Source organism: Natrinema sp. CBA1119 (genome assembly GCF_002572525.1).
Classification (GTDB): domain Archaea; phylum Halobacteriota; class Halobacteria; order Halobacteriales; family Natrialbaceae; genus Natrinema.
Genome location: NZ_PDBS01000001.1, coordinates 3,581,388 through 3,593,669, shown reverse-complemented (window position 1 = coordinate 3,593,669; position 12,282 = coordinate 3,581,388). Strand labels below are relative to the sequence as shown.

Genomic DNA, 12,282 nt, shown 5'->3' with positions numbered 1-12,282 from the left:
TTCGTTAGTGCTTCGTCGTGCGTCCGACCGAGTAAAACATCGTTCGACCGAGCGAAGCGACCCGCAGGCCTGAAACGGACGAGACGACGCAAGCGACAGCCGGTCGGCGCGGGCGGTCGCCATCTGAGCACAAGTCCGGTCATCGGCCGCGAACTACGACAGGACGCGCTGCCAGTGTTCCTCGCCGCGGTACGGCGCGTACAGCGAGATCCGATCGATGTGGGTGTACCGCTCTTCGATCTCGTCTCTGAGTTCGTCGTACGTTCCCTCGACGGAGAACGTCTCGACCATCTCGTCGGTGACGAGCGCGGGCATCTCGTCCCAGCGGTCCTCGACCGACAGCTCGTGGAGGTCGTCGCAGACGTCCTCCCAGCCGTGGACTGCGAAGATTCGCTTGTAGGTCCGCGTCGACCCGTAGAACGCGATCTGCCGTCGGATCTCCTCCCGCGCCTGCTCTCGCTCCGCGTCGGTCTCGCCGGTGATCGCGAACACGTTGGTCACCAGCGTCACGTCGTCCGGGTCTCGATCGGCTCGAGCCGCACCCGTTTCGATGTCCGGAACGACTTCCCGTTCGATATACTCCGGGGAGTTGAGCGGGTGGACGTGCAGTCCGTCACAGCACTCTCCCGCGAGCGTGACGTTGTAGGAATTGACGCCCGCGATGTAAATCGGGACGCGGGAGTGCTCGATCGGTTCCGGACGCCAGTCCGCCGGACAGAGCGTGATCGAGTAGAACTCACCCTCGTAGCTGGGATGGCGGTCTTCCTCCCACGACGCCCAGATCTCCCGGAGCACCTCCACGTACTCGCGGAGTCGCGGGCCGGGCGAATCCCACTCGACGTCGAACCGCCGCTCGATGTGACCCTTGACCTGCGTCCCGAGCCCCAGCACGAATCGGCCGTCCGCCAGGGACTGGACATCCCACGCCGTGTAGGCTGTCACCATCGGGCTGCGGGGGAACGCGACCGTGATGGCCGTTCCGAGATCCATTCGATCGCTCCCGTTCGCCAGCTGCGTCGTCAGCGTGAACGGCGAGTGTGTCGTCTCGGTGACCCACGCGCCGTCGAAACCCATATCCTCCGCCGCCCCAGCGAGATTGTCCGCTTCCGTGATAGCCGGTGAGGCGAGATTTGCGTCAAACTTCACGCGTGTACCGTCATCGGAGATCGGAATAAACCTTCCGAGCAACTAGTCCGAGCCATCGGTCTCCGCGCGTCGGAGCAATCGGGTTCCGACCACGGTCTGGTCGCCGATCCGCTCGAGTCACTCGCGCGTTTGGATGAGGTCAGAGGTATTTGATCGGCATCGGACGAGCAGCCCGATCGTTCGACTCGTACTGTGACGGAGAGATCGAACGACCGTTTTCGACGGTTGCACTCCGCTCAGCCAATGATTCCCGCTTCGTGCAGCGCCTCGATTTCGGCGTCGTCGTAGCCGAGTTCGCGGAGGGCATGAGACGTGTCGGCACCGAGCGGCCGCGGATCAGTGTGGACCGGCGCGTCGAACTCGCCGAAGTCGACCGGATAGCGGATCACCGGAATCGAGTCGTCGCCGGCAGCGGTGGTGAGTTCCTGCACTAACCCTTGTTGCTCGGTGTACTCGTCCTCGAGCGCCTCGAGGGTGTTCCGGACGGGGCCCGACGGAACGCCGTGTTCCTGCAGGATGTCGAACCACTCCTCGGTCGTCTTCTGCCGCATGATGTCGTCCGTGATCTCGTACAGTTCGTCCATGTTCGCCGTTCGATCGGCCCCGGTCTCGAATCGCGGATCGGTGATAAGGTCCTCTCGGTCGATCGCGCGGCAGAACTTCGGCCAGAGTCCGTCGCTCGCGACGGCGACGACGACGTACGAGTCGGCCGTCTCGTACACCTTGTACGGCGCGACGGTCGAGTGCCTGTTCCCGACGCGGGGGTACGGTTCGTTTTCCACGCCGCTGGCGGTCGCTCGGATCCCTAGCCAGGACATGATGCAGTTGAGCATCGAGACCTCGATGTACTCCCCGCCGGCGTCGTTGACGTCTCGATCGTACAGCGCACCGGTGATCGCCTGGACGGCGTACATCGACGCCGCGATATCGGCGATCGGGATGGACGTGTTCGTCGGCGGTCCGTCGGGCCAGCCGTTGATACTCATCGAGCCGCTCATCGCCTGTGCCACCATGTCGTACGCGGGGTTGTCCTCGTAAATCGAATCCGATGCGAACCCCTTGATCGAACAGTAGACGATCTCCGGGTTCACCGCGGACACGGCGTCGTAATCGAGGCCGAACCCCTCGGCGGTACCGGCCTTGTAGTTCTCGACGAAGACATCCGCCTTCTCGAGGAGTTCCATCACGAGGCGTTGTCCACGATCCGAGCGGAGGTCAACCTCGATCGAGCGCTTGTTGCGATTGAGGGCGACGAACTGGGAGCTCACGCCGTCGACGAACGGCGCCAGATTTCGGGAGATGTCCCCGGACTCCGGTCGTTCGACCTTCACTACGTCTGCACCCATGTCGCCGAGGTGCATCGTCGCCACCGGTCCGGACACCATCTGAGACAGATCGACCACGTTGATCCCGTTCAAGAAGCCCATAGATGGTGGATTATCCCGGACCCAATTACGTGTTTGGGCGTCGGGTTCCGTTCGACGTCCGCGGGAATCCGATACGAACCCGTCCGCGACGGTCCGATGCGAACACATTTGACGACGAGTGTGTTTCTCAAGACCATGCAACCGTTCCTCGACGACGGTTGCGTCCTCGATCTCACGCGACTGCTTCCGGGCCCGTACGGCGGGAAAATTGCCGCAGGATTCGATGGTCCGGCGTCTTATGGCCGATTGGCTGATCGGTAGCCGATACGCTGGTTGGTTGTCGAACGCACCGAGACCGAGGGCTCGGTCTACGAGACGGCGGCCAGCGCGGTCCGAACGTCGTCCGCGCTCGAGCCCGGCGGGAAGTTCATCACGACCATATCGGCGCCGGCGTCGTACCACTGCGAGCAGGCGCTCGGCGCATCGTCAGGCGTTCCGACGAGGCCGATGTCCTCGACCAGTTCGTCGGTGACCAACTGCGCCGCAGCGTCGCGGTCACCGTCTTGCCACGTTCGGTGGACCTCCATCGCAACGTCGTAGCCCGCGTCGGCGATCGCGTCACGGTAGGGCTCCGCGGAGCCGGCGTACGTGGCCACGTGTCGTCGCACACGGTCGTAGGCCGCGTCGATGTCCTCGTCGATGGCCGTCGGAACGTACGCGTAGACGTCGATGGCGTCGGCCGACCGCTCGCGATCTCGAGCGGCGCCGTACACGTCTTCGGCCAGATCGCCGAGGACGGTCTTCGGAACGAGGTGGGGAAGCCAGATATCGCCCTTCGAACCGGTCAACCGGCGGTTTGACGGACCGAGGGCCGCGACCGCGATCGGAATCTCGTCCTGAACCGGGGTCTCGAGCAGCCGGCCGCCGGATGGCGAGTAGAAGTCACCGTCGTAGTCGAGACGGTCGCCGGTCCATCCCGCTCGGATGATGTCGATGTACTCCGCCGTCCGTGACACCGGCCGTTCGAACGGTAGACCGTGAACGCCTTCGATCAACGGCGGAGTGCTCGTCCCGAGGCCGAGGACGACGCGACCGTCGGAGATTCCGTCGAGTTCGGCCGCGCTGAGGGCGATGAGGCTGGGGGAGCGCGAGAACACGTTGGCGATCCCCGCTCCGATCGTCACGGTCGACGTCTTCGAGGCGATCCACGTCAGGTCGATAAAGAGGTTCGAACTCGCGGATTCGCCGGTGAACACCGCGTCGACGCCGAGTTCGTCGGCGGCCTCGGCGAGCGGCAGTCGTTCCTCGCGGTCGAGGTACGTCGGTAGCATCAGGCCAACTGTCATGGGTTCCCTACCCAATGCACTTATATCACACTTGTATTATTTATACGACAGTACCAGCACAGTCACTAAGATGACGTCGTGGCGCACCCTGCTCTCTTCCGCTCAAAACGAGGTGCTAGATAGGGTGAAGACAGATCAAAGTAGGTGTTGGTTGGTAACACTCAACAAAACGGTTAAGGGACGCTTCGCTGTACCTCGAGTGATGTCGTTCGAACTCATCGACTACGAAGTCACCGACCACACGGCCGAACTGACGATGCACCGGGATCCGGTCAACGCGATCAATCACGACCTCACCGAGGAGGTCAACGACGCGTATCGGCTCGCGGCCGACGACGATTCGGTCCGATCGATCATTCTGACGAGCGCCTTCGACCGTGCGTTCAGCGCCGGTATGGACCTCGAGATGATGGCGGGTGGCTCGGGTCTCGAACTGCGTCGGTTCCTCGAGACGCTGTACTTCGACATGCACGATCTCCAGTACCGGATGGGAAAGCCGACGATCGCCGCGCTCACCGGACCGGCGCGGGCGGCGGGGGTGACGCTGGCGGTCTCGTGCGACGTAATCGTCGGCAGCGAAACGGCGTCGATCGGCTACCCCGAGATCGACGTCGGACTCATCCCGGCGATGCACTTCGTCCACCTGCCGCGACAGATCGGCCGGCACAAGGCGTTCGAGTTGCTGTTTACGGGCGATCCCATGGAGGCACAGGAGGCCGCCGACAGGGGGATCTTCAATCGCGTCGTCCCGCAGGACGAGGTCCTCGAGACCGCCCGTGAGCTGGCGGCGTCGTTCAACGAGAAATCGCCGCTCGTGATGGAACTCGCGCGAGACGCCTACATGCGCTCGCAGGATCTGGACTACCGACGGAACATCGAGAACGTCGTCGAGACGATCTGCAACATCGTCGAGACCGACGAGGCACAGGAAGGCCTCCGGGCCTACGTCGAGGGCAGGGAACCGGAGTGGTGAGACGGCGTCACCCGACGGTCGCCGCGCTGTCAATCGATCATATCGAACGCTCGAGCGCGCTCTAAAATGTCTTCGCCACGCTTGATGTGTGCGACATCGATCATCTCCCCCTCGAACCGGACAGCGCCGCGGGATTCCTCGAGTTCCGCCGTCTCCATCGCTTCCATCACCCGCTGCCAGAACGCCACGTCGTCCTCGTCGGGGGTGAAAATCTCGTTGATCGGCTCGACGTGGCTCGGATGGATGACCTGGTAGCCGGTGTAGCCGAGCGACCGAAGCCGCTCGGCTTCCGTTCTGAGCCCCTCGATATCCTCGACGTTCGTCCACGCCCCGCCGAAGAACTGCTCGACGCCGGCCGCTTTGCCGTCGAGGAGAACTTTCGACAGCATGTGGAGTTTCTCGGTTCCTTCTTCGGTCCACTCCCAGCCGAGCGCCCGCTCGACGTCGGCACCGCGGCTGGTTCCGCCGACGATGGCGGCGACCCGGTCGCTCGCCTGACACAGTTCGTGAGCGTTGTAGAACCCGCGCGGCGTCTCCGGGAGCGCGACGATTTCGGTTGGACTGTCGATTCCGCGCCTCGCTTCGAGATACGAGAGGACGTGATCGGTGCGCGTTATATACTCCGTTCGCGGGAGTTTCGGCACGATGACGGCGTCCAGTCGGTCGTGAACGACCGCGTCGAGATCAGCTTCGAACAGCCCGGTATCGGGTGCGTTGAGACGGACGGTGATGGTCTTGTCAGTGTCCCACTGCTCGTACGCATCGGCGACGACCTCGCGTGCGTATTCCTTCTCGCTAGGGGGGACGGAATCCTCGAGGTCGAAGATGAACGCGTCGGCGTCGTACTTTTCGGGCGCCTCGAGCACCCAGTCCTCGTTGTTTGCGGGGATGTACAGAATCGATCGAATCGGACGCATCGTCACTCGTCCTCCGGCTGGAGAAGCATGAGTGCGATCCGCGTGCACTCACAGACCAGTTCTCCGTCCTGTGTGTGGCCCCGATGCTCGAACGTGACGATGCCGCTGTCGTCTCGGGAATCGCTCGGTCGCTTCTCGAGCACCTCGGTCTCGGCGTAGAGCGTATCGCCGATGAAGACGGGATGTGGGAATGCAATCTCTTCGAATCCGAGGTTCGCGACGGTCGTTCCGAGCGTGAGATCGTGAACTTGCAGGCCGACGACCGTCGAGAGCGTGAACATGCTATTGACGAGACGCTGGCCGAATTCGGTCCCCGCCGCGTAGTGAGCGTCGAGATGCAAGGGTTGCAGGTTGACGGACAGCAACGACCACAGCGTGTTGTCGAATTCGGTGACGGTTCGACCGGGCCGGTGTTCGTACACGTCACCGACTGCTAGCTCTTCGTAGTACTTCCCGCGTGTTTGTGTCGACATCTCACGGAGAGGACTTGCTCAACGGACAAAAGTATTTGGGGCTCGTTCACATGGAGGTGTGACCGCCCCTATTCCACGCGCACCGGTCGAACGCAGTCGAGGACGATTCCCGTCCCACCTCGTTCGATCTGTTCGGCGACGGAGACGGGTTCGACGGCGCGTATCCAGTCTTCGAGCGCTGGAAGTCCCTCGTGATACTCGAGGACCGGCGGGTGGAAGAGAAACGGGGTCTCGCCGGCTTCGGCCTTCGCTCGCAGTCGGCTCGTCGCCTCCGCGGGAGGGTGCTCCTCGAGTAGCCTCGTGTCGAACGGCGTTACCGGTTCCACGAGTTCGACGTCCGTGAGATCCCGATCCGCTCGTCCGAGTACCCAGTCGAACCCGACGTCCTCGACGGCCCGAACTGCACCATCGCTGAGTCGCCGGAACGGGACGAAGAACCCGCTCGGCGTGATACCCGTCGCGTCCTCGATGGCCGCCATTCCGGTGGTGATCGCATCGTGTGCCGCGTCGTACGACAGGTCGGCGTACGCGTGGTGGCGATGAGAGTGAAACGTGATCTCGTGGCCATCGGCGTCGAGCGTTTCGATGATATCAGCCTGTTCCTCCGCATCCCGGCCGAGGAACGCGAAGCTCCCCGTCGCGCCGTTCTCCCGGAGCAGCGCCGAGATCCGCGCGAAATCGGCTAGGTCGTATTCCGCGACGCAGAACCACGCTTTCCATCGGTGATGCTCCGGCAGTTCGCCGTCGGTGAACAGACTCAACCACGTTTCGAACTCTCGTAACACCGCTGGATTGGCATTTGGCATAGTACATCCCTCGTCTCCTACACACCGGTACACCGATTAAACCTTCCGCAGAAGGCGGGCGGTATCGCGATCGTCCGCCGTTGGTATCGTAGTTTCCAGTTCTCGATGCTTCTCTCGGTCGGCGGTTTCGGCTCGAGGCGACGCTCGAGCCGGGTTCCGACTACGCGTTCGCCGGAACGAAGACGGGAATCGAGACGTCCTCGTCCTCGGTATCGACGAACCGGACCTCGACGCGCGCTCCGATGGCGATGTCCTCGGGGTCGGCGTCGATGTTCGTCATGATCCGGGGCCCCTCGTCGAGTTCCACGTAGGCGACGACGAGCGGCAGGTCGTCTTCGGGCCAGCCGCTCATCGTTCGAGCGGTCGAGTACGAGTAGACCTCGCCGCGGCCCGAAGCTTCACGCCATTCCACTTTCTCGCTGAAGCAGTCGGGACAGAGCGATCGCGGGTAGTGATACACGAGTCCGCAATCGTCACACTCCTGGACCAGCAACTCGCCGCTCGCGGCGGCTTGCCAGTAGCGGTCGGTTTCGGGGTTCACTTCGGGAACGGGCCGGGGTTCCCAGGTCATCGGCCTTCCCCTCCGAGAACGACGGTCGCCGCACCGTGACGAGTCGCGATGCTGCCGCCCGTTCCGTGGGCAAGCGCGACGTCGGCGTCGACTTGCACTTCGGGGTTCGCCTCGCCGCGGAGCTGGCGAACGGCCTCGATGACTTTGGTCATCCCGCCGCGGTTCGCGGGGTGATTCGAGCAGAGGCCGCCACCGTCGGTGTTGAACGGAAGGTCTCCGTCCGGTGCCTGTAGCGTGCCGCCTTCGACGAACTCGCCGCCCTCGCCCTTCTCGCAGAACCCCAGATCCTCGATCGCCTCGAGAACGGTGATGGTGAAGGAGTCGTAGATCGACGCGTAGTCGATGTCCGCGGGACCGAGACCGGCTTCCGCGAAGGCGCGTTCGCCGGATGACTCGGCCCCGGTACGCGTGATATCGATGCGTCCTGCATCGTGGTGTGAGGGCGCTTCGCCGTGGCCGAGCACTTCGACGGCCTCGCGATCGAGATCGTCGCGGACGTCTTCGGAAACGAGTACCAGCGCGCCGCCGCCGTCCGAGATGACACAGCAGTCGAGCAGATGGAGCGGATCGGCGACGACTCGAGACTCGACGACATCTTCGACGGTCACCGGGTCCTGAAACATCGCGTCGTCGTTATACTGGGCGTGCTGGGACGCAGCGACGCGGATTTCCGCGAGCTGTTCGGCCGTCGTCCCGTGCTCGTGCATGTGGCGCTGTGCGGCCATGCCGTACATCGTGATGTTCGTCGCGCCGTAGATCCGCTCGAAGCTGTCCTGGACGGTCCGTATCTCTCGCGCTCCGGACCCCGTCGCCTGGCCGCGCGACCGCGGCCGGCCGGCAAGCGTGATGAGCGCAACGTCGCACTTTCCGTCACGGATCGCGCTGACCGCGTGGCCGACGTGCGCGATGTACGACGACCCACCGTAGTCGGTCGTGTCGACGTACGACGCGTCAACACCGAGGTAATCCGCGATAACGAGCGGGGAAAGTCCGGATTGATACTCGGGGACGCCAGCGGTGAAGAGCCCATTGACGTCGTCTTTCGACAGGCCCGCGTCAGCGAGTGCTCCTTTGGCTACTTCCGCGTGTAACTGCATCGTCGATTTGTCCGGTGCCTCCCGCGTCGGATGTTCGAAGGCTCCAGCTATGTACGCTGGTTCGCGTTCTGTCATCACGTCTACTGAGAGGGTCGGTTATCCTAAAACTTTGCGTTGGGTTACTTCCGACTCACGGCGTCGTTTCGGGGGATATCGCGAACTCTCGAGAAGCGATCTCGGAAGCGCGCCCGGACACGGACGACAGCGTCGAACGTTCAGTCAACTCGTACGCACGCTGATAGTACTTCGAGTTTCGGTCGTCGATTCGAGCGAACGACCGAGGCCACTCACCGTAGACCGACTCGAGTGGGGCAGCCATCCCCCCTCTCTCTCTCTCTCGGCATTCCGGAATACGGAACGGATTTTCTCCGATGATTCCGCCCTCATTCCGTCCGAGAGCCACTCTTTATCGCTTTCTCGGGATATGCGCCACTCCGATCTCTGTTCCCCGATACAGAATGGCACGCAGATCAATAGTATCCCTCCGTTTCTCGTTCTCTCCATCTCCTTTCCAAGTATATGATTGTAAAGTACTGGTCGTCTCTCTCGTCGATATCGGCCGTCGATACGCACAGTACCCGTAATTGCCGGAGTAACGAGGTGAGGGGTCCGTCAGTCCCAACTCTCGGTCGCGATAGTGGTTCCGTAATACGGAACGCATATTGGTTCCCCATTCACACTGAACACGTTTCGTAGACCGCGATGTCGCTGCTACTGTTGGGAATACGTTCTAACGATTCACCGGGCTCGGACGGCCGATGTGTATCTCGTCGAGATCCACTGTTCCGGCCGCGATGACTCGCAACAGTACTATTATGTGAGAAGGCAATAAATGACGAATCGTGTCTGAAAAATCACTCGCCGAGAAGTTTGACTTTACAGATGACAGTGTCGTCGTGACCGGCGGTGCGAGCGGTATCGGTCGGGCAGTCTGTGAAACCTTCGCCGCACACGACGCGAACGTCACTATCGCCGACGTCGACATCGATGCCGCCGAAACGGTCGCGGCGACCATCGAAGAGGAGTACGATACTCGAGCGCTGGCGATCGAGACGGACGTCTCGTCGTACGACGACGCCACCGAGATGATCGAGACGACCGTCGACGAGTTCGGCTCGATCGACGTCCTCGTTAACAACGCCGGCCTGAGTACGGGCACGTCTTCGTTCCTCGAGTCGACGCCCGAAGACTGGGATCGGGCGGTCGGCGTGACCTATTTCGGGACGATGAACTGTACGCACGCCGCCCTTTCGCACATGGTCGACCAGGAAAGCGGCTGCATCATCAACTACGCCAGCGATTCGTACAAGGGGAACGATCCGTCCCTCGCCGTCTACGGCGGCGCGAAGGCCGGGAACGTCGCGTTCACGAAGAACGTCGCCAAGGAAGTCGGTGAACACGGTATCCGGATGAACGTCGTGTCTCCCGGAACAACCGAGACGCCCGCGACCGAGGAGTGGCTCGCAGAGTATCGGGAAAAGGTCCTCGAGTCGTATGCGCTGAACCGACTCGGGAAGCCACAGGACATCGCTAACACGGTCGCCTTCCTCGCGAGCGACGCCGCCGAGTGGATCACCGCAGAGGTCGTGAGCGTCAACGGCGGCTATATCCGAGGCTAGCTCGGCCGGGAGCTGCGTGCCGTCACGACCCAGCCAGCTGACGAGACAGCGACCGAGGACGGTAACGTCGGCGGTCGACGGCGTTTTTTCGTCGCGACGAACGCCGATTCATTCCGAAGCGTTATATGAGTGTGTGCGAATGCCAATCACTGTGGTCGTACTAAACCGATTGCTGCAGAGGTATTCCCGGACACCCTTACGAAATCAAACGACATTCAATACCACACCTAAGCGATGACATATGAAAGCATCCACGGATCCGTTTCCGAACTGTACGATCGTGACCGCTGCTGGGACGAACTCGTCACGGTCGGTGATCGAGAGTCGGTGAACATCGCTGAAGAGGCCCTCGGCCGTCACGGTGACTCGCATGAAACCGGCCTCCGACTGCGGGATTTCGAAACCGGCGCCAACGAGACGTACTCGTTTGCGGAGCTCGACACTGCCGCTAACAGGGTCGCGACCTATCTCGAAGCGACCGTCGGCTCGCGTGACCGGGTTGCTGCGATGCTTCCCGCACAGATAGAACTCTACGCCGCCGCGTACGGCACTATTAAATCCGGGCGAGTGTACGTGCCATTGGCACCGCTGTTCGGTGACGAGGCGTTGCAGTATCGACTCGCCGACTCCGGCGCGTCGGTGTTGGTGACGTCGTCCGAACACGTGTCGAAACTCGACGGTGAGGCGCTCCCCGAACTCGAGACCGTGATCGTCGTCGACGGAACTGACGGTCTCGATCCCGACGACCGACCGGCGGACGTCGCTCTCGAATCGTACGACGTGATCGAACGGGCGGACGGTGATTTTCAGTCGGTCGAGAGCCATCCGAGCGACGTCTACGCAATCAAGTACACGAGCGGAACGACGGGGCAACCGAAGGGGTGTCCGTCGACGCACGAAGGAACGATTCACCTCCACGCGTACCTCGAGTACGTCGTAGACCTGCAGCCAGAGGACAACTACTTCGTTGCCGCGTCGCCGGCGTGGTCGTACGGCTTCACTGCCGGCACGCTCGCAGCGGGATTGCGCGGTACCGCTGCGGGCTGTTACCGCGGGCCGTTCGATCCCGAGCAGTTGCTGGCGACCTTCGAGGACTTCGAGATCACGAACGCGATGTTACCGCCGACGGGACTTCGCAAGCTCCGGTCGTCGTCCGCTTCGCCCAACGAGTACGAGGTCGACCTTCGAGTACTCGTCTCCGCCGGCGAGTCGTTGGACGAGGCGACCGTCAATTGGTGTGCGGACGCACTGGGAGCCCGGCCCCTCGACGCCTACGGGCAGACCGAATCGGGAATGGTCGTCGCCAATTTCGCGTTTCCCGATTGGGAGGTCAAGGCCGGTAGTATGGGAAAGCCGGTTCCCGGCCACGAGGTCGCGTTGCTCGACGAGGACGGAGAGGACGTTGGAGTGGGGGAAACCGGCGAAATCGCCGTCAAACGTGACCAAGACGCCCGAACGGGCGGGTACTGGGGACGCCCGGAATCGTCGATCACGTCTTACAGCGGCCTGTGGTGGCGGACGGGCGACCTCGCCAAACGCGACGAGGACGGCTACTTCTGGTACGTGTCACGGGCAGATCAGGTCATCATCTCCTCGGGCTACCGAATCGGCCCCGAAGAAGTAGAAGAAACGCTCCTGAAACACGACGCTATCGAGGAAGTCGCAGTCGTCGGCGCACCGGACGAAACGCGCGGGCGAGTCGTCAAAGCGATCGTCGCTCCCGCATCGGATGCGTCTCCCTCCGAATCGCTCGCATCACAACTGCAGTCGTTCGCTCGGTCTCGGCTTTCAAAGCACGAGTATCCTCGCGAAATCGAATTCGTCGATGAACTCCCGAAAACGTCGAGCGGGAAGATCAAGCGGTCGGAACTCGACGCCTAGACTGCCGACTACAGCTATCCCAACGGCCAGCCGTTCGAAATTACTCGCCGGCTCGTTTCTCCGTAGAACCGCTCTTTCGCACGGCG

Annotated in this window: 11 protein-coding genes; 3 read left to right on the top strand and 8 right to left on the bottom strand. The window is 62.4% G+C overall.

All coding sequences use genetic code 11. The features are described from left to right. Positions 1-153: 153 nt before the first annotated feature. The 3 genes from CP556_RS17675 to CP556_RS17665 all read right to left on the bottom strand — a co-directional run bounded on the left by CP556_RS17675 (position 154) and on the right by CP556_RS17665 (position 3,859). Positions 154-1,146, bottom strand: coding sequence for a TIGR03617 family F420-dependent LLM class oxidoreductase (locus CP556_RS17675; protein WP_176548231.1), 993 nt, complete (start codon positions 1,144-1,146; stop codon positions 154-156). A 236-nt stretch (positions 1,147-1,382) separates the two neighbouring features. Next, positions 1,383-2,573 (bottom strand): CaiB/BaiF CoA transferase family protein, encoded by a 1,191-nt coding sequence (locus tag CP556_RS17670; RefSeq protein ID WP_176548230.1) that lies wholly within the window; start codon positions 2,571-2,573, stop codon positions 1,383-1,385. A gap of 308 nt (positions 2,574-2,881) precedes the next feature. After that, positions 2,882-3,859: an LLM class flavin-dependent oxidoreductase gene (locus tag CP556_RS17665; RefSeq protein WP_098726804.1), complete on the bottom strand. Its 978-nt coding sequence runs from the start codon at positions 3,857-3,859 to the stop codon at positions 2,882-2,884. Positions 3,860-4,061: 202 nt separating this feature from the next. Between CP556_RS17665 and CP556_RS17660 the strand changes: the two genes are divergently transcribed. Beyond that, complete coding sequence (locus tag CP556_RS17660) at positions 4,062-4,832, top strand: enoyl-CoA hydratase/isomerase family protein (RefSeq protein WP_098726803.1); 771 nt, start codon at positions 4,062-4,064, stop codon at positions 4,830-4,832. Between the two features lie 29 nt (positions 4,833-4,861). Here the strand turns inward: CP556_RS17660 and CP556_RS17655 are convergent, their stop codons facing one another. The 5 genes from CP556_RS17655 to CP556_RS17635 form a co-directional block, all read right to left on the bottom strand. Then, positions 4,862-5,749 carry an HpcH/HpaI aldolase/citrate lyase family protein gene (locus CP556_RS17655; RefSeq protein ID WP_098726802.1) on the bottom strand — a complete coding sequence of 296 codons (888 nt, stop codon included), beginning with the start codon at positions 5,747-5,749 and terminating at the stop codon, positions 4,862-4,864. A 2-nt stretch (positions 5,750-5,751) separates the two neighbouring features. Next, a complete protein-coding gene (locus tag CP556_RS17650) occupies positions 5,752-6,222 on the bottom strand; it encodes a MaoC family dehydratase (protein ID WP_098726801.1) in 471 nt (156 codons plus the stop codon). A gap of 68 nt (positions 6,223-6,290) precedes the next feature. Beyond that, positions 6,291-7,028, bottom strand: a complete 738-nt coding sequence (locus CP556_RS17645; protein ID WP_098726800.1) for a polysaccharide deacetylase family protein — start codon at positions 7,026-7,028, stop codon at positions 6,291-6,293. A gap of 160 nt (positions 7,029-7,188) precedes the next feature. Then, on the bottom strand, positions 7,189-7,599 hold the full coding sequence (locus tag CP556_RS17640) for a Zn-ribbon domain-containing OB-fold protein (protein ID WP_098726799.1): 411 nt from the start codon (positions 7,597-7,599) through the stop codon (positions 7,189-7,191). Further along, on the bottom strand, positions 7,596-8,771 hold the full coding sequence (locus tag CP556_RS17635; RefSeq protein WP_098726798.1) for a thiolase domain-containing protein: 1,176 nt from the start codon (positions 8,769-8,771) through the stop codon (positions 7,596-7,598). The genes CP556_RS17640 and CP556_RS17635 overlap by 4 nt, the downstream gene beginning before the upstream one ends. Positions 8,772-9,538: 767 nt before the next feature. On the opposite strand from CP556_RS17635, the gene CP556_RS17625 reads away from it, so the two are divergent. Both CP556_RS17625 and CP556_RS17620 read left to right on the top strand, forming a co-directional pair. Beyond that, positions 9,539-10,315 (top strand): SDR family NAD(P)-dependent oxidoreductase, encoded by a 777-nt coding sequence (locus CP556_RS17625; protein ID WP_098726796.1) that lies wholly within the window; start codon positions 9,539-9,541, stop codon positions 10,313-10,315. A gap of 234 nt (positions 10,316-10,549) precedes the next feature. Beyond that, positions 10,550-12,196 (top strand): acetate--CoA ligase, encoded by a 1,647-nt coding sequence (locus tag CP556_RS17620; RefSeq protein ID WP_098726795.1) that lies wholly within the window; start codon positions 10,550-10,552, stop codon positions 12,194-12,196. Positions 12,197-12,282: the final 86 nt, after the last annotated feature.

What these genes read in the sequence shown, in the direction of transcription:
- CP556_RS17670 (WP_176548230.1), bottom strand. Translation starts at nt 2,573, where the DNA reads ATGGGCTTCTTGAACGGGATCAACGTGGTCGATCTGTCTCAGATGGTG.
- CP556_RS17665 (WP_098726804.1), bottom strand. Translation starts at nt 3,859, where the DNA reads ATGACAGTTGGCCTGATGCTACCGACGTACCTCGACCGCGAGGAACGA.
- CP556_RS17660 (WP_098726803.1), top strand. Translation starts at nt 4,062, where the DNA reads ATGTCGTTCGAACTCATCGACTACGAAGTCACCGACCACACGGCCGAA.
- CP556_RS17655 (WP_098726802.1), bottom strand. Translation starts at nt 5,749, where the DNA reads ATGCGTCCGATTCGATCGATTCTGTACATCCCCGCAAACAACGAGGAC.
- CP556_RS17650 (WP_098726801.1), bottom strand. Translation starts at nt 6,222, where the DNA reads ATGTCGACACAAACACGCGGGAAGTACTACGAAGAGCTAGCAGTCGGT.
- CP556_RS17645 (WP_098726800.1), bottom strand. Translation starts at nt 7,028, where the DNA reads ATGCCAAATGCCAATCCAGCGGTGTTACGAGAGTTCGAAACGTGGTTG.
- CP556_RS17640 (WP_098726799.1), bottom strand. Translation starts at nt 7,599, where the DNA reads ATGACCTGGGAACCCCGGCCCGTTCCCGAAGTGAACCCCGAAACCGAC.
- CP556_RS17635 (WP_098726798.1), bottom strand. Translation starts at nt 8,771, where the DNA reads ATGACAGAACGCGAACCAGCGTACATAGCTGGAGCCTTCGAACATCCG.
- CP556_RS17620 (WP_098726795.1), top strand. Translation starts at nt 10,550, where the DNA reads ATGACATATGAAAGCATCCACGGATCCGTTTCCGAACTGTACGATCGT.